Source organism: Burkholderia cepacia (assembly GCF_001718835.1).
GTDB lineage: Bacteria > Pseudomonadota > Gammaproteobacteria > Burkholderiales > Burkholderiaceae > Burkholderia > Burkholderia cepacia_F.
Genome location: NZ_CP013443.1, coordinates 3,284,350 through 3,300,044 on the forward strand (window position 1 = coordinate 3,284,350; position 15,695 = coordinate 3,300,044).

At 65.9% G+C, this 15,695-nt stretch carries 15 protein-coding genes; 3 read left to right on the top strand and 12 right to left on the bottom strand.

Translation table 11 applies throughout. The features are described 5' to 3' along the window. Positions 1–79: 79 nt before the first annotated feature. The 3 genes from WT26_RS18340 to WT26_RS18350 all read right to left on the bottom strand — a co-directional run bounded on the left by WT26_RS18340 (position 80) and on the right by WT26_RS18350 (position 2,553). Complete coding sequence (locus WT26_RS18340) at positions 80–844, bottom strand: ParA family protein (RefSeq protein WP_069273470.1); 765 nt, start codon at positions 842–844, stop codon at positions 80–82. A 142-nt stretch (positions 845–986) separates the two neighbouring features. Beyond that, complete coding sequence (locus WT26_RS18345) at positions 987–1,430, bottom strand: hypothetical protein (RefSeq protein WP_042586322.1); 444 nt, start codon at positions 1,428–1,430, stop codon at positions 987–989. A gap of 520 nt (positions 1,431–1,950) precedes the next feature. Beyond that, positions 1,951–2,553, bottom strand: coding sequence for a hypothetical protein (locus WT26_RS18350; protein WP_088503771.1), 603 nt, complete (start codon positions 2,551–2,553; stop codon positions 1,951–1,953). Between WT26_RS18350 and WT26_RS18355 the strand changes: the two genes are divergently transcribed. Continuing rightward, positions 2,515–2,820 carry a Crp/Fnr family transcriptional regulator gene (locus WT26_RS18355; protein ID WP_230461584.1) on the top strand — a complete coding sequence of 102 codons (306 nt, stop codon included), beginning with the start codon at positions 2,515–2,517 and terminating at the stop codon, positions 2,818–2,820. The genes WT26_RS18350 and WT26_RS18355 overlap by 39 nt on opposite strands. Positions 2,821–2,979: 159 nt before the next feature. Here WT26_RS18355 and WT26_RS18360 read toward each other — a convergent pair whose 3' ends face one another. The 6 genes from WT26_RS18360 to WT26_RS18385 form a co-directional block, all read right to left on the bottom strand. Beyond that, a complete protein-coding gene (locus tag WT26_RS18360; protein WP_230461585.1) occupies positions 2,980–3,207 on the bottom strand; it encodes a hypothetical protein in 228 nt (75 codons plus the stop codon). Between the two features lie 118 nt (positions 3,208–3,325). Beyond that, positions 3,326–3,652, bottom strand: coding sequence for a RebB family R body protein (locus WT26_RS18365; protein WP_059526517.1), 327 nt, complete (start codon positions 3,650–3,652; stop codon positions 3,326–3,328). A 92-nt stretch (positions 3,653–3,744) separates the two neighbouring features. Further along, positions 3,745–4,425 (bottom strand): hypothetical protein, encoded by a 681-nt coding sequence (locus tag WT26_RS18370; RefSeq protein WP_069270550.1) that lies wholly within the window; start codon positions 4,423–4,425, stop codon positions 3,745–3,747. 627 nt (positions 4,426–5,052) lie between these two features. Further along, a complete protein-coding gene (locus WT26_RS18375) occupies positions 5,053–6,090 on the bottom strand; it encodes an IS110 family transposase (protein WP_060093842.1) in 1,038 nt (345 codons plus the stop codon). Positions 6,091–6,853: 763 nt separating this feature from the next. Continuing rightward, the gene (locus tag WT26_RS18380; RefSeq protein WP_021162583.1) at positions 6,854–7,411 is read right to left on the bottom strand and encodes a single-stranded DNA-binding protein; all 558 of its coding nucleotides are present in this window, start codon (positions 7,409–7,411) and stop codon (positions 6,854–6,856) included. Positions 7,412–7,513: 102 nt separating this feature from the next. Further along, the gene (locus WT26_RS18385; protein ID WP_059489870.1) at positions 7,514–8,701 is read right to left on the bottom strand and encodes an MFS transporter; all 1,188 of its coding nucleotides are present in this window, start codon (positions 8,699–8,701) and stop codon (positions 7,514–7,516) included. Between the two features lie 195 nt (positions 8,702–8,896). Between WT26_RS18385 and uvrA the strand changes: the two genes are divergently transcribed. Next, entirely contained in the window at positions 8,897–11,782 is a 2,886-nt protein-coding gene (gene uvrA, locus WT26_RS18390) for an excinuclease ABC subunit UvrA (RefSeq protein ID WP_059531255.1), read from the top strand. A 244-nt stretch (positions 11,783–12,026) separates the two neighbouring features. Next, entirely contained in the window at positions 12,027–13,115 is a 1,089-nt protein-coding gene (locus tag WT26_RS18395; RefSeq protein WP_069273471.1) for an AI-2E family transporter, read from the top strand. Between the two features lie 89 nt (positions 13,116–13,204). Here WT26_RS18395 and purU read toward each other — a convergent pair whose 3' ends face one another. The 3 genes from purU to WT26_RS18410 all read right to left on the bottom strand — a co-directional run bounded on the left by purU (position 13,205) and on the right by WT26_RS18410 (position 15,665). Next, positions 13,205–14,089: a formyltetrahydrofolate deformylase gene (purU, locus tag WT26_RS18400; protein ID WP_059531260.1), complete on the bottom strand. Its 885-nt coding sequence runs from the start codon at positions 14,087–14,089 to the stop codon at positions 13,205–13,207. Between the two features lie 89 nt (positions 14,090–14,178). Beyond that, complete coding sequence (locus tag WT26_RS18405; protein WP_059531263.1) at positions 14,179–15,045, bottom strand: NUDIX hydrolase; 867 nt, start codon at positions 15,043–15,045, stop codon at positions 14,179–14,181. A 5-nt stretch (positions 15,046–15,050) separates the two neighbouring features. Further along, positions 15,051–15,665, bottom strand: coding sequence for a LysE family translocator (locus tag WT26_RS18410; protein WP_059663293.1), 615 nt, complete (start codon positions 15,663–15,665; stop codon positions 15,051–15,053). Between the last annotated feature and the right edge of the window lie 30 nt (positions 15,666–15,695).

Genomic DNA, 15,695 nt, shown 5'->3' on the forward strand with positions numbered 1-15,695 from the left:
CGAGACATGGCGAGAGCGGGCGCCGCGCATGCGTGCGCGGGCGTCGGATGGCGGTGATTCGGGCAGCGCGGCGGCGGCGTCAGCCGGCCAGTTCGCGATGCAGCGCGAGGAACTCCTGCGCGAGCTTGTGCCCGGGTTCGAGATGAATGACGGGGGTCGCACGCTGATGCGACTCGCGGATCTTCACCGATGCCGACAGCCTCGACGCGAGCACCGGCAGCCCTTCCTCGACGAGTTCGTCGACGAGCCGCTGCGGCAGGCTCGCTCGCGGCTGGAACTGGTTGATCACGATCCCTTCCACCTCGAGCGCCGCGTTGTGATCCTGCTGGATCTCCTTCACGTTCTCGAGCAGCGTGTACAGCGCGCGGCGCGAGAAATCGTCGCAGTCGAACGGGATCAGGCAGCGCTCGACCGCGATCAGCGCCGAACGCGTATAGAAATTCAGCGCGGGCGGCGTGTCGATGTACACGGCGTCGTAGGCGTCGAGTTCGTTCAGCGCATCGCGCAGCTTGTAGATCTTGTAACGCGATTCGAGCTTGCCGTGCAGCGCGTCGAGATCCGGATGCGCGGGCATCACGTCGAGCCCTTCGAACGGCGTCGGATGGATGAACGACGCGACGTCGACCGGACGGAAGTTGAAGGTCAGCGCGGTTTCGAAGAAATCGGCGACGGTCGGTGCAGTGCCGGCGGCGCGCTCGCCGAGCAGGTAGCGCGTGGAGTTCGCCTGCGCATCGAGGTCGATGACGAGCGTGCGCAGCCCTTCGCTCGCACTGATCGCCGCCAGGTTGCAGACGATCGTCGATTTGCCCACGCCGCCCTTCTGGTTGAATACGACCCGCCGCATGGTCCCCTCTCGATCGAAGCGCCAAAGGGTGCAGCATAGCCGAACATTCGTGGCCGCGTCGTGACGCGCCATAAATGCATCGGCCACGACGAAGCGCGGCCGATGCGGGAAAAACGGTGCGCGATCGTCGTGCACGTCGGGCTTACACGTCGACCCACGCGCCGACCTGCCGATACTGGATGCCCCCGTTGTGCATCCTCGCCTGCAGATTGCCGTCGGGCAACTGCACCCAGTCCAGGATATTCAGCTGCTGCATCAGCGCGACGAAGAAGTTTCGCACCTGGGCCGACGCGTTGTTCTGCCAGATGTCGATCCGCCCGAGACACGCGCGCAGGTTGCCGTTCGCCTGCATGATCGCGCCGACCTGTCCGGCGACGTTCGACGCCGGATCGTAGACGGGCGTGCCGTCGGCGCTGACGATCGACAGGTGGATCGCGCGCACCGAAAGCGCCTGGCCCGGCGTTTCCTCGACCAGCGCAATGCAGCTCGTCATCGCGCCGAAATCGATCTCGGGCGCGTCTCCCCAGACGCGCTCGCCTACCGGCAGCGGCGCGGGACCTTGTACGTGCTGAAGGATGTAGGGCATGTTTTCCTCGCGTAAGTTGAATGGACTTCGGAATTGAACGAATCGACGGCGCCGTCGATTGAGTGTTGTCGCCGGCCGAGTCAGCGTCAATCGACTCATTTTCACGGGCGTCATTTCCCGGAACGTTCGTCATCCGGAATATCCATTCGCTCGTGCGAGGCAGTACGGACGTCGGCATCTCGCGCGCCGCACGCGTCTCATCGGACGGCGGTGCGAGGCCTGCCTCCGCTGCGGCACGCGACGCGCCGGGTCAACCGGCAGCGCGCCTGCGTCGGCGAACCGGTCCGCATCGCCGGCGGCACGCGGCGCCAGGGCTCGAAGGCCGGACGCGCGCCCAGCGCCGCCCGACGCCGGGCCTTCGATCGCTGCAGATCGCTCGCCCTCCGGGCGGGCGTACCGCCACAGCTTGCGCCAATACGAATCAGGCAATTCATCGACGCCTCCTCGCGCTCGTGCAGGGTGTTGAAACCGGAAAGCAGCCGCAACCGGCACGTCACCGCCGAACCATCGCCAAACGAGCCTAGCCGCCCTTCTTGTCCAGCAGCGCCTGATACTTCTGCAGGCTTTCGTCGATCTTGTCGAGCGCGATGCTCGCCGCCTCGCCTTCGATCGCTTCCGCCGCGCCCGCCACCATCGCCGCGGTCGCGACGAACAGGTCCGTCAGCAGCAGCCCCATCGCGTCCATCGCCATCCCCTTGACGTCTTCATCGACGGTCTTCTGCGCAAGGTCCTTCATCAGCACGCTCTTGCCGGCGATCGCCAGCGACGTGGACGCCTCGAAGTAGTTCGCCGCCGCCTGCGCCACCAGGCCGCCGGCCTGCGTGATCATCATGTTCGGGCCGACGGCGATCTGGGTCGTCGCGTAGGACGCTGCCTCCGCATTGATCGCCTGCACCGACTGCATCGACGCATGGCCGGGCCATTCCGGCTCGCGGACCTGGTTCGGCGCCTTCAGCGAATCGGTGAGCCGTCGCAGACGACTGACCGGCCACGATCGTGCGCCCGCCTTCGACGCGCCCGCGCGCGGATCGGCCGCTGCCGGCGCCGCCGATTCGGCTCCGTGTTGCGCGACGTCGCGCTTTTCATGGACCGCATCTACGAGCAGTTGTGCCGGCACATCCATCAGCTGAGCGATTTCGTGGAGTCGGCGTGCCTGTACCGGCTGGAGGCAAGGCTCGCGCGCCATCTGCTGAACCGCATGCAGGGCGGCGATCAGGAGGTGCCGCTGCCTGAGAATCAGAGCATCCTCGCGGCCATGCTCAATGTCAGCCGCCCGCGGCTGAACAGCAGCCTGCAGAAATTGCAGCGCGAAGGCGTGATCCGGCTGCACGGGCAACGCGTGACGATCGAAAAGCCGGAGTTGCTGCGAGGCATCGTCGACGCGAACTGACGTGCCGGCGCGAACGATGGCGTCGGCGCGAGGGCGCATCGCCCGGCGGCGCCGCTTCGGCGCGGCGGAACGCGTCGAACCCGTACTCCTCGGCCGGATATGCGCACCGGGTGAAGCCCCCTTCAATCCCCCTGCCTCACACCCGGCGCGCAGCGAAGGTCATCCTCGCCAGTGCCTGAGCGCATTCATGAGTTGCGCAACTGCGGCCAGCTGCGACGTAAAGGAGGAGTTCGCCGCCTGCGCCGCGGCGGCGATCGCGGCCGGCGAGGTGCTGTAGAGCTGCATGATGCCGACGGTCGTCGCGGCCTGGTTGGATGCGGCCTGATTCGGGGATTTCGGGTCCTGGTCCTGCCATGGTTGCTTCTCCTGGTTGGCTGACAGCCGCAACGGAGTCTCGGCGCAGCGCAGTTGATCAGTTATCCGGAACGATGAACGGCATGACATCGGCGGTTACAGCAGCTCGTGCCGCTGAGCCGCCGCTCCCCCCGGGCGTCGCGGTAACGCCTTAAATCGCCTTACCGATCGCGATCACGTCGGCCAGCACGGAAAGAATCCCGTTCGCCCCGATTTCCGTGGCGGCGGCGCCCGCGCTTTCCGGCCCGATGGTGTACAGCTGCATCGTGCCCACGTTCGTCGAGGTCTGCGACTGGATCGCCGCCTGCGACTGCTGCTGCACTGCGTTCTCGAACAGGATGCTCAGCGAATGGCTCTGGGCTTGATAAAGCGAGCCCATCGCCATCGCCGGCGCTTCGGCGACCACCTTGACGTTGGCCTGCGTGACGGCATCGGTAATCGCGGGATTGACGTGGCAGACATGGCAGTGTTCGGTCATCTCTTGCTCCTTGGTTCACGTGACGGTTGCGAGATCGCACGTCGAAGGCTGGCTGACTCGGCGTTGGTCCGCTTTTCCGCTTGGCCCGCGTGCTACTTCAAGGACGCTTGGTCGGAGGTATCGTGAACGGGCGGCGACGCGATATCCGGCAACACTGCCGGGGCCGCGGCGGGTACGGGCATGTCCGGCTCCTTCAGGCATGCGTCGAGGTTCTGCAGCCATTCGTAGATGGCCTGCACGCGTTCGGCGAGCGGATCGACGTATTGCCGGAAGCACGCTTGCATTTCCTGCTTGATGAGGCCGGTCAGCTGCTCGCCGATCAGCATCAGCGCCTGCCGCGTACTGTCCTGGATGTCGGCCGCGCCCGACTGCGGATTCGCGGCGGGTTGCCCGTCCGACGGCTCGCGTGTGTCGAGCATGCCGGAGAGCTTTCTCTGCTCCGTTGCCAGCACGCCGAGCGTCGCCTCGTTCTGCGCGTCGATCGACTGCAGGATGCCGCGCATCTTCTCGTAGGCTTTCTGCTGATTGAGCTGCAGGAAGTGCTTGATCTGCTCCCGCACTTCCTGGCGGGTCTTCAGCGGCGCAGGCGGCGGGTTCGTGGCGGGCGACTGCCGAGAAGGCTGCGAGCCCGGAGCGGCTGCCGGCGCCTGCTGGTCGGCCGCCCGGCGCGACAGCCGCTCCAGCAGCGCCTTCTCCTCCCCCGGCGCCAAAGCCCGTCCCAATTGTTTCTCGGCGAACTGCCGCAGCAGAGGATCGAGCGCGTCGTTACTCATGGCTCGCTCCTCCTCGATGTGCGCCGGCGGCGACGGCCGGCAGCGATGCGGACAGGTTGCGGAGTTTGACGTGACGTAACGCCGAAGCCGCTTCGCAGACGCGATTCGGTGCATCTCGCATGGTGTTCTCCCGGTATGGATGCGCGACAAGTCTTGTCGGAAATTTCGGCAGGACTGTTGCAGGGACGAACGTGGCGAAGGGGATGTGAAGCCGGGTGGGATCCTGGATCCCGGACAAGAAAGCAAATCGACGAGCCGGGCGGGGTCCAGTTCGAAGAAAGCGGCGCATGAGTCTGGATCTGCCAGACGGTCGAGACCAATCGGGATAGGGGCGGTCAGGTAATCTGACCGGTCCCCTCCCACATACATGGACGCCTCCGTTTTGCAAGGCAGCCGTACACGATCGGCAGATAGATTGAGATTGCGGCCATACATCCGGACTGTTCAGGAGGCTAGCGAGACGCCTCTGTCCCTGATGGAATCAGCTGATCGGACTCTAATCACCACCTCGCGCTCGAAGCGCCTGTGGGAGGGCAGAGTATTCCGATCCCGGTCCAACCTGTCTTGCCATCACGTCACGATTGCCCAAGCAACCTCCTGGGAGAGCCTTAACCGAACCCGATCGGATTACGCAGCGGCCACGGACGGCGCGTAATCCGATCGGAACGCAGTGCCTTGCGTGAGCAGCGCCCAGGCAATCCGGGCGTTCCTATTCGCCACTGCCACCACGGCGACGTTCTTGTGCCGGCGCGTGAGCAAGCGATGAAGCCAGCCCGAGAACGCATCGTCCTTGTTGGCGCAATAGCGAACGACAGCCCGCGCGCCGTGCACCATCAGTGTCCGCAGGTAGGTATCGCCGTGCTTGCTGATACCCAGCAGCGTCGGCCTGCCTCCGCTCGAATGCTGTCTGGGTACCAGACCTAACCACGCCGCCAGTTGCCGGGCATTGCTGAAGCACTTGCCGTCGCCGATCGAGGCAACCAGAGCGCTGGCCGTAATCGGGCCGATGCCGGGAATCTCTGCCAGTCGGCGACTGGCGTCGCTCGCGTGATGCCACGCCTTGATCTGCGTCTCGATCTCTGCGACCTGCCGGTCAAGCTCCTTCAAGTGGTCCGTCAAGCGCTGTATCAACAGACGGAATGACCCCGGCAGTTCATTGCTGGCGTCTTCGATGAGCTGAGGTACGTGCTGGGCAATGCTGGTGATCCCCCGCGGCATCACCAAACCGAATTCCCCCAGCAGCCCGCGGATCTGATTGGCCTGCGCGGTACGCGCCCGAACGAACCCTTGGCGGGCTCGGTGCAATGCAAGAACCGCCTGTTGATCGACGTTCTTGATGGGCACAAACCGCATGTTGGGTCGCGCCACCGCTTCGCAGATCGCTTCGGCATCGGCAACGTCGTTCTTGTTCGTCTTCACATAGGGTTTAACGAACTGGGGAGCCATGAGCCTCACCGTATGGCCGAGCGTCTGCAGCTTGCGTGCCCAGAAGTGGGCGCTGGCGCAGGCTTCCATGCCGATGAGGCACCCTGGAAGGTTCGCAAAGAACGCGACTATCTGGTGCCGTTTCAGTTGCTTCCTCAATATCGGCTTGCCGTGCTCGTTCACACCGTGGACCTGGAAGATGTCCTTGGCGAGGTCAATGCCGATCGTAGTAACGTTCATGGTGACGCCCTCCTCCGGTGAAGGTGGTGTTTCGACAGCCTCACCACTTTGACACGGCAATGCCGCTTCGGACGGGGGCGTCCATTCCATTACCACCTGGCATGCGGGTCCGCACCAGGCGGTTGGAATGGTTGAGGTCGTCAGGCTTGTGTTGCTCCCGACCCGACGCCCAGGCTTGCCGTGGTCCGGTTCGGCGGAACTGATTCCTCGCTGCCGGGGCCTGTCGGGCTTCACCCTATCCACCTGACCGGCGAGCTTCGCTCTCGCGAACATCTGAGGCGCTTCACTTCCGATAACCAGAGGGCTCCCCCTCCCATCCCTTCGGCCCTTCGCCGGCAGCTTTAGCTTTCCCAGCCACACCGCCCAACTACTATGGCCTCTGCTGACTCCTCGCTCCGACTCGACGTCGTTGCCCTTTCAGGCATGAGGCGAGGCCTCCCCAGGTAAGAACGCACTCCTTCATCGCACAACCGCTGCATTTACGCCGCCGCGCCTTGGTCACAAGAGCTTCGCGGTTTGTTGCCCGCTCGCCCTGCTCGGCAGCGCCTTCTATGCAGTTCTTGTCCATCGGCTCGCGATTTACGCTCCACGCTTCCTCCCCACATTCGGTCGCCCTCGTGCAGTTGCGCTTCACTTCATTCGCCGTGACCAGCTCATGGCGGGACTTACACCCGCAGGAGTGCGCCCATGCTGGGCGCACAACAAAAAGCCCGTAACCGCGAGGGTTACAGGCTTTTTGTTTATGTGATGCAGAAGCTGATCGTCAGAACGGGATATCGTCGTCCATCTCGTCGAAGCCGCCACCTGCCGGTGCGCTCGGACGGCTTTGCGCGCCGCCGCCGGCACCGCCACGCGCCGCGCCGCCGGCACGACCGCCGCCACCACCGCCGCGTTCCATCTGCTCGCCGCGACCACCACCGCCGCCGCCACCGTAGCCGCCGCCGTAACCGCCTTCGTCACCGCCGCCACCGCCGCCGCCCGCACCGCCGCGGCCGCCGAGCATCTGCATTTGGTCGGCGACGATTTCGGTCGAGTAACGATCCTGGCCGTCCTGGCCCTGCCACTTGCGCGTGCGGATGCGGCCCTCGATATAGACCGACGAACCCTTCTTCAGGTATTCGCTGACGATTTCCGCCAGACGGCCGAAGAACGCGACGCGATGCCACTCGGTCATTTCCTTGAAATCGCCGCTTGCCTTGTCCTTGTAGCGGTCGGTCGTCGCGAGACGGATGTTCGCAACCGCGTCGCCGCTCGGCAGGTAACGGACTTCAGGATCGGCGCCGAGATTGCCGACGAGGATGACCTTGTTGACGGATGCCATGTGTTTCTCCAGTAAATTCGATGCCGGGCCGCTCGCGGATCACGTCGAGCCGGCCCGCCGGGCTGCCCGGCAAGCCCCGCCGATGCGAGCCCGGATAAGGGGTCAGGCCTTGCGCGGCGGCGCTTTCATGCTGGCCGCGATTATAAGCCACGCGGCCACGAGCCCCGAGCACGTGTAGAACACCGTGTTCGCGCCGCCGTGCTTCAGCAGCCAGCCGCCCACGATGCCGCCGAGCGCGAGCCCGATCGACTGCGTGGTGTTGTAGACACCCGTGGCCGCGCCCTTGCGCGAACCGGGCGCGAGCTTCGACACGAGCGACGGCTGCGACGCTTCCAGGATGTTGAAACCGAGGAAGTAGACGAACAGGATCGCCGCCACAATCAGGATGGTATGCGGCGCGCTGCCCAGCAGCAATTGACCGATCAGGATAGCCAGAATGCCGCCGAGCAGCACCGGCTTCATCTTGCCCCGTTTTTCCGCGACGATGATCGCCGGGACCATCATCACGAACGCGAGCCCCATCACCGGCAGGTAGACCTTCCAGTGCGCGGCGACCGGCAGGCCGCCGTCGACGAGCAGGCGCGGCACGACGAGGAACAGCGCCGTCTGCGTCGCGTGCAGCACCAGCACGCCGAAGTTCAGGCGCAGCAGCTCGACGTTGTGCAGCACCTCGGCGAACGGCGCGGGCACGTGCACGGGCTTCGCCGCGTCGGGCACGATCCACAGCACGACGCCGATCGCGAGGATCGACAGCACGCCGACGATCGCGAACAGCCCGCTCATCCCGACCCAGTGGAACACGATCGGCGCGCCGACGATCGCGACCGCGAACGACACGCCGATCGAGCCGCCGACCATCGCCATCGCCTTCGTGCGGTTCTGCTCGGAGGTCAGGTCGGCGATGAACGCGAGCACCGCGGACGAAACCGCGCCCATCCCCTGGATCACGCGGCCGACGATGATCCACGTGATGTCATGCGCGAATGCGGCGACGAAGCTGCCGATCGCGAAGATCACGAGGCCCGTGGCGATCACCGGCTTGCGGCCGAACTTGTCCGACGCCCAGCCGTAGAAGATGTAGAACAGCGACTGCGTGACGCCGTAGGCCCCGAGCGCGATCCCGACGAGCAGCACGTTGTCGCCGCCCGGAATGGTTTTCGCGTAGACCGAGAACACCGGCATGATCATGAACAGGCCGAGCATGCGCAGCGCGAAGATCGCCGCGAGCGACGTGGTCGCGCGCAATTCGGGCGCAGTCATGCGGGAAGACGTGGCAGACGGATTGGACATCGGGAATGAATTTCGAATGATCGGGATGACCGCCCGACACCGGGCGGCGGAAGATCACGGCCGTCGGCCCGGGCGGGCGGCCGGGCGCGGGCGGCGGCCTTGCTGCCACCTGCGGCCAAGGCCGGGGGCCCCAAACGACGGCCTCGAAAAGCCGTTATAGTAGCAGGTTTGGTTCCCTCCATTTTCGCCAGGTTCATGGAACAGATCCGTATCCGTGGGGCACGCACCCACAACCTGAAAAACGTCAATCTCGACCTGCCGCGCCACAAGCTGATCGTGATTACCGGGTTGTCCGGGTCGGGCAAGTCGTCGCTCGCGTTCGACACCCTTTATGCCGAGGGCCAGCGCCGCTACGTCGAAAGCCTGTCCGCGTATGCCCGCCAGTTCCTGCAGCTGATGGAGAAACCCGACGTCGACCTGATCGAGGGTCTGTCGCCCGCGATCTCGATCGAGCAGAAGGCGACGTCCCACAACCCGCGTTCGACCGTCGGCACGGTCACGGAAATCCACGACTACCTGCGACTTTTGTACGCACGTGTCGGCACGCCCTACTGTCCCGACCACGACATCCCGCTGGAAGCGCAGAGCGTGTCGCAGATGGTCGACGCGGCGCTCGCGCTGCCCGAGGACACCAAGCTGATGATCCTCGCGCCCGTCATCGCGAACCGCAAGGGCGAGCACGCGGAGTTGTTCGAGGACATGCAGGCGCAGGGTTTCGTGCGCTTTCGCGTACGCTCGGGCGGCGGCGCCGCGAACGAAGGCGTCGCGAAGATCTACGAGGTCGAGTCGCTGCCAAAGCTGAAGAAGAACGACAAGCACACGATCGACGTCGTCGTCGATCGCCTCAAGGTGCGCCCGGACATGAAGCAGCGCCTCGCCGAATCGTTCGAGACGGCGCTGCGCCTCGCCGACGGCCGCGCAATCGCGCTGGAAATGGATACCGATCGCGAGCACCTGTTCAGCTCGAAGTTCGCGTGCCCGATCTGCTCGTACTCGCTGCAGGAGCTCGAGCCGCGCCTGTTCTCGTTCAACAACCCGATGGGCGCGTGCCCGGAATGCGACGGCCTCGGCCAGATCACGTTCTTCGACCCGAAGCGGGTCGTCGCGCACCCGTCGCTGTCGCTCGCGGCCGGTGCCGTGAAAGGCTGGGACCGCCGCAACCAGTTCTACTTCCAGATGCTGCAGAGTCTCGCGGCCTTCTACGAATTCGACATCGATGCCGCGTTCGAGGATCTGCCGGAAAAAATCCGGAAGGTGCTGCTGTTCGGCTCGGGCAAGCAGACGATCCCGTTCTCGTACATCAACGAGCGAGGCCGCACGACGATCCGCGAGCACGTGTTCGAAGGGATCATCCCGAACCTCGAGCGCCGCTACCGCGAGACCGATTCGGTCGCGGTGCGCGAAGAGCTGTCGAAGTACCAGAACAACCAGCCGTGCCCGTCGTGCGAAGGCACGCGCCTGCGCCGCGAGGCGCGCCACGTGCGCATCGGCACCGGCGACTACGCGCGCGGCATCTATGAAATCAGCGGCTGGCCGCTGCGCGACGCGCTCGGTTATTTCGACGGCCTGACGCTCGAAGGCGCGAAGCGCGAGATCGCCGACAAGGTGATCAAGGAAATCGTCGCGCGCCTGACGTTCCTGAACAACGTCGGCCTCGACTACCTGTCGCTCGAGCGCAGCGCCGAGACCCTGTCGGGCGGCGAGGCGCAGCGCATCCGGCTCGCGTCGCAGATCGGCTCGGGCCTCACGGGCGTGATGTACGTGCTCGACGAGCCGTCGATCGGCCTGCACCAGCGCGACAACGACCGCCTGATCGCGACGCTCAAGCACCTGCGCGACCTCGGCAACTCGGTGATCGTCGTCGAGCACGACGAGGACATGATCCGCACGGCCGACTACGTCGTCGACATGGGCCCGGGCGCCGGCGAGCACGGCGGCGTGATCGTGGCCGAAGGCACGCCGAAGCAGGTGCAGTCGAACCCGCAGTCGCTCACCGGCCAGTACCTGGTCGGCAAGCGTACGATCGAGTATCCGGACGAGCGGATCGCGCCCGATCCCGAGCGGATGCTGCGCATCGTCGACGCGCACGGCAACAACCTGAAGCACGTCGATCTCGAGCTGCCGGTCGGCCTGCTGACCTGCATCACCGGCGTGTCGGGCTCCGGCAAGTCGACGCTGATCAACGACACGCTGTATCACGCGGTCGCGCGCCACCTGTACGGCTCGTCGGCCGAGCCGGCGCCGCACGAGGCGATCGAGGGCCTCGAGCACTTCGACAAGGTGATCAACGTCGACCAGTCGCCGATCGGCCGCACGCCGCGTTCGAACCCGGCCACCTACACGGGCCTGTTCACGCCGATCCGCGAGCTGTTCTCGGGCGTGCCGACCTCGAAGGAACGCGGCTACGATCCAGGCCGCTTCTCGTTCAACGTGAAGGGCGGCCGCTGCGAATCGTGCCAGGGCGACGGCGTGCTGAAGGTCGAGATGCACTTCCTGCCGGACGTCTACGTGCCGTGCGACGTGTGCCACGGCAAGCGCTACAACCGCGAAACGCTCGAAGTGCAGTACAAGGGCAAGAACATCAGCGAAGTGCTCGACATGACCGTCGAGCACGCGTACGCGTTCTTCAGCGCGGTGCCGGTCATCGCGCGCAAGCTGAAGACGCTGCTCGACGTCGGCCTCGGCTACATCCGCCTCGGCCAGTCGGCCACGACGCTGTCGGGCGGCGAGGCGCAGCGCGTGAAGCTGTCGCTCGAACTCTCCAAGCGCGACACCGGCCGCACGCTGTACATCCTCGACGAGCCGACCACCGGCCTGCACTTCCACGACATCGCGCTGCTGCTGGAAGTGATCCACCGGCTGCGCGACCAGGGCAACACGGTCGTGATCATCGAGCACAACCTCGACGTGATCAAGACGGCCGACTGGGTGATCGACCTCGGCCCCGAAGGCGGTGCCGGCGGCGGCCAGATCATCGCGCAGGGCACGCCCGAGCAGGTCGCGAAGACGAAAGCGAGCTTTACCGGCAAGTATCTCGCGCCGCTGCTCAAGCGCCCGACCCGCAAGGTCGCGGCGGGCTGATCCCGCCGCGCCGCGCGCGGCCGAACGGTTGCGCGCGCCCCCTCCCCGGCCGCCGTTCGGCGGCCCGTCGGCGTTTTCCCTTTTTGCGTTCGCACCACGCACCAAACGGCCCCGTTGCGGACCATAATGGCGGCTATACTTTACGGTCGTAAGGTTCGCCGCACGCACCAATCCGGTGCAGCGAAGGGCGAACGCCGCCGGCCGGACCTCGCATGGCCGGGCGCACGAACGACACCAGGAAATCATGACGGAGAAGCAACACGAGTCGCCGCGCGACGCGCAGAACAAGGAGCCGCACCTGCGCAGCGTGCGGCTGACGAGCGACTTCAGCCTGCCGAAGCTGTCGGCACTCGAGATCGGCAGCTATGTGTTTGCGATCCTCGCGATGTGGCTCGTGATCGAGCTCAAGCTGCTCGGCGGGCTGCTGGCCGGCCTGCTCGTCTACCAGCTGATCCACACGATCGCCCCCGTGATCGAACGTCACACCACGAGCATGCGCGCGCGCTGGGTCGCCGTCGTGCTGCTGGCCATCGCGATCGTCGGCGCGCTGACGGGCCTGACGATCGGCATCATCGAGCACTTCGAGCGCACGGTGCCGAACCTGCAAAGCCTGCTCGACCAGCTGATGCAGATCGTCGAGCAGACCCGCGCGCGCACGCCGGCCTGGATCGCGAACCTGCTGCCCGTCGACGTCGAGCAGATGAAGACGAAGGCCGCCGTGCTGATGCACTCGCACATGGACCAGCTCCAGCAAAGCGGCAAGAGCGTCGCGCGCGGCTTCGGACACGTGCTGTTCGGGATGATCATCGGCGCGATGATCGCGATCGGCGTCGAGCACGGCAAGGTGCGCCGGCCGCTGTCGACCGCGCTCGTCACGCGCGTGTCGCGCTTCGCCGACGCATTCCGCCGGATCGTGTTCGCGCAGATCAAGATCTCGGCGATCAACGCGGTGTTCACCGGCATCTACCTGCTCGTCGCGCTGCCGATCTTCCACCAGCGGCTGCCGCTGTCGAAAACGCTCGTGCTCGTCACGTTCATCGTCGGCCTGCTGCCCGTGATCGGCAACCTGATCTCGAACACGCTGATCGTCGCCGTGTCGCTGTCGGTCAGCATGGGCACCGCGATCGCATCGCTTGCGTTCCTCGTGGTCATCCACAAGCTCGAATACTTCCTGAATGCGAAGATCATCGGTGGCCAGATCGAGTCGCGCGCGTGGGAGCTGCTGCTCGCGATGCTGATCATGGAAGCCGCGTTCGGGCTGCCGGGCGTGATCGCCGCGCCGATCTTCTACGCGTACCTGAAGCGCGAATTGCACACGCTTCGGCTGATCTGATTCACACGGCCCGGAATCGTCCGCAAGCAAAAACGCCGCGCCCTTAGCAGGGCGCGGCGTTTTTGCTTTCTGCTCGGGTGAACCGCGGCTCAGCGGAACACGACCGTCTTCGTCCCGTTCAGCACGATCCGGTGCTCGACGTGCCACTTCACCGCGCGCGCGAGCGTCACGCATTCGACGTCGCGGCCGATCGCGGTCAGCTGGTCGGGCGTCATGCTATGGTCGACCCGCTCGACTTCCTGCTCGATGATCGGGCCTTCGTCGAGATCGGTCGTCACGTAGTGCGCGGTCGCACCGATCAGCTTCACGCCGCGATCGAACGCCTGGTAATAAGGCTTCGCCCCCTTGAAGCTCGGCAGGAACGAATGGTGGATGTTGATCGCACGCCCGGCGAGCTGCTCGCACATGTTCGGCGACAGGATCTGCATGTAGCGCGCGAGCACGACGAGATCGGCCTGGTGCTCGTCGATCACCTCCAGCACGCGCGCTTCCTGCGCGGCCTTCGCGGCATCGGACGAGCCGCCGATCAGCGGAAAGTGATGGAACGGGATGTTGTAGCTCGCGGCGAGCTGGTAGAACTCCTTGTGGTTCGACACGATCGCCGGGATCTCGATCGGCAGCTGGCCGGTGCGATAGCGGAACAGCAGGTCGTTCAGGCAGTGGCCGATCTTCGACACCATGATCACGACGCGCGGCTTCACGGCCGCGTCATGCATCTCCCAGCGCATCCCGAACTGCTCGGCGAGCGGTGCGAATTCGTTGCGAAGCGTGTCGAGCGCCGACGCGGCATCCGCGCCGCCGCCGTCCTGCACGAAGTGCACGCGCATGAAGAACTCGCCGGTGCGGCTGTCGCCGAACTGCGCCGAATCGAGGATGTTGTTGGCACGCTCGAACAGGAAGCCCGAGACCGCGTGGACGATGCCGTGCCGGTCGGGGCACGACAGTTTCAAGATAAAGCTGTGATCGGTCGACATGACCGCTACTCCCTTCGTTTCGGTATTCGTGAAAATGTTGGCGCGCGCAGCAGGCGCGCGCAGCGGGCGCGCGCAACCGGCGTCGCGCGTCACGCGGCCGGCGCGAACAGGGCGTCGATGCCCGCCGCGTCGGCCGCCGGAATCCAGCGGTGGCGCAGCAACGTGTCGAGCGTCGCGAGGCTTGCATCCATCGTCGCGCGGCCGGCGCGCAGCCAGCCGATCACCTCGGCCACGCCGGCCAGCAGGTGCTCGGCCACTTCGCCGTCCTGGTTGCGCGGCGCGAAGTCGCGCGGCAGCGGCAGGTCGTACACGAAGATCAGTTCGGACTGCGTGCCTTCCGGCAGCGAGCACAGCACCTGCACCGCGCGGCCCGCGATCGCGCGCGCGGCCAGTTCGGCGGGAATGCCGGCTTCTTCCCAGCATTCCTTCGCGAGCGTCTCGTGAACGCCCAGACCCCAGCCGATCCCGCCCGCGACGACGTTGTCGAGCATGCCGGGGTCGGTTGCCTTGGTCTCGCTGCGGCGGCCGAGCCACATCTGCGGGACGGCCGCGGCGGGCGGCTCGCCCGGCGCAACCGCATATTCTACGATGCCGTTCAGATGCACCGCGTAAGTCTGCGTGCCGAAGAAGCGCGACGCGGCGCGCTCGATGTACGCGAGCGGCGGATCGTCGAAGCGGTTGCGGATCGCGTAGATCTCGTCGCGCCAGCCGGGAATCGCGCCTTCGGCCGCGAGCGCGCCGATGGCGCTCGCCAGCGCCATGCTGCGCGCGTCGACCGAGTCGTAGCGCGCCGACAGCACGACGCGCTCGCCGGTCAGCTCGAACACGTCGGGCCAGCGGGCGAGCATCGCGACGTCCTGGCGGCGCACCCAGCCGACCGCCTGGCCGGCCATCTCGAAACGCAGGTGCGCGGCCGGATCGAAACGGCGCGCAGCCGCAATACACGGAAACGTCATCGCCGTCAGTCCTTCAGCGCGACGCGAATGCCGATCGCGATGAACGTCGCGCCGGCGATCCGGTCGAGCCACATGCCGGCCTTCGGGCGCCGCTTCAGCCACGCGCCGATCATGCCCGCGCCGACGCCGAACAGCGAGAAAACCACGGCCGTCTGCAGCATGAACAGCGCGCCGAGTTCGAACATCTGCAGCGTCACGCCCTGCCCGCCGTGCGGATCGACGAACTGCGGCAGGAACACGACGAAGAACAGCGTGACTTTCGGGTTCATCAGGTTGCCGATCACGCTCTGCCGGAAGATCGTGCCGAGCGGCTGCGGCGGGCGCTCGTGCGCATTCGCGAGGCCCTGGCTGCGCAGCGCCTTGATGCCGATCCACACGAGGTACGCGGCGCCCGCGAGCTTCAGGATCTCGAACGCGACCGGCGACGAACGCAGCACGGCCGCGACGCCGAGCGCCGCGAGCGTCGTGTGGAACAGGATCCCGGCGGTGAAACCGAGCGCGGCGACGAAACCGGCCGCGCGGCCTTGCGAGATGCCGCGTGCGAGCACCTGCAGGTTGTCGGGACCCGGCGCGAACGTGATCGCGATCGACGTGGCGAGAAACAGCATGAAGTTGGGCATCGTGACCTCGCTGCGTAACGGGGAACCAGG

What these genes read in the sequence shown, in the direction of transcription:
- WT26_RS18340 (WP_069273470.1), bottom strand. Translation starts at nt 844, where the DNA reads ATGCGGCGGGTCGTATTCAACCAGAAGGGCGGCGTGGGCAAATCGACG.
- WT26_RS18345 (WP_042586322.1), bottom strand. Translation starts at nt 1,430, where the DNA reads ATGCCCTACATCCTTCAGCACGTACAAGGTCCCGCGCCGCTGCCGGTA.
- WT26_RS18355 (WP_230461584.1), top strand. Translation starts at nt 2,515, where the DNA reads ATGGACCGCATCTACGAGCAGTTGTGCCGGCACATCCATCAGCTGAGC.
- WT26_RS18350 (WP_088503771.1), bottom strand. Translation starts at nt 2,553, where the DNA reads ATGGATGTGCCGGCACAACTGCTCGTAGATGCGGTCCATGAAAAGCGC.
- WT26_RS18365 (WP_059526517.1), bottom strand. Translation starts at nt 3,652, where the DNA reads ATGACCGAACACTGCCATGTCTGCCACGTCAATCCCGCGATTACCGAT.
- WT26_RS18370 (WP_069270550.1), bottom strand. Translation starts at nt 4,425, where the DNA reads ATGAGTAACGACGCGCTCGATCCTCTGCTGCGGCAGTTCGCCGAGAAA.
- WT26_RS18375 (WP_060093842.1), bottom strand. Translation starts at nt 6,090, where the DNA reads ATGAACGTTACTACGATCGGCATTGACCTCGCCAAGGACATCTTCCAG.
- WT26_RS18380 (WP_021162583.1), bottom strand. Translation starts at nt 7,411, where the DNA reads ATGGCATCCGTCAACAAGGTCATCCTCGTCGGCAATCTCGGCGCCGAT.
- WT26_RS18385 (WP_059489870.1), bottom strand. Translation starts at nt 8,701, where the DNA reads ATGTCCAATCCGTCTGCCACGTCTTCCCGCATGACTGCGCCCGAATTG.
- uvrA (WP_059531255.1), top strand. Translation starts at nt 8,897, where the DNA reads ATGGAACAGATCCGTATCCGTGGGGCACGCACCCACAACCTGAAAAAC.
- WT26_RS18395 (WP_069273471.1), top strand. Translation starts at nt 12,027, where the DNA reads ATGACGGAGAAGCAACACGAGTCGCCGCGCGACGCGCAGAACAAGGAG.
- purU (WP_059531260.1), bottom strand. Translation starts at nt 14,089, where the DNA reads ATGTCGACCGATCACAGCTTTATCTTGAAACTGTCGTGCCCCGACCGG.
- WT26_RS18405 (WP_059531263.1), bottom strand. Translation starts at nt 15,045, where the DNA reads ATGACGTTTCCGTGTATTGCGGCTGCGCGCCGTTTCGATCCGGCCGCG.
- WT26_RS18410 (WP_059663293.1), bottom strand. Translation starts at nt 15,665, where the DNA reads ATGCCCAACTTCATGCTGTTTCTCGCCACGTCGATCGCGATCACGTTC.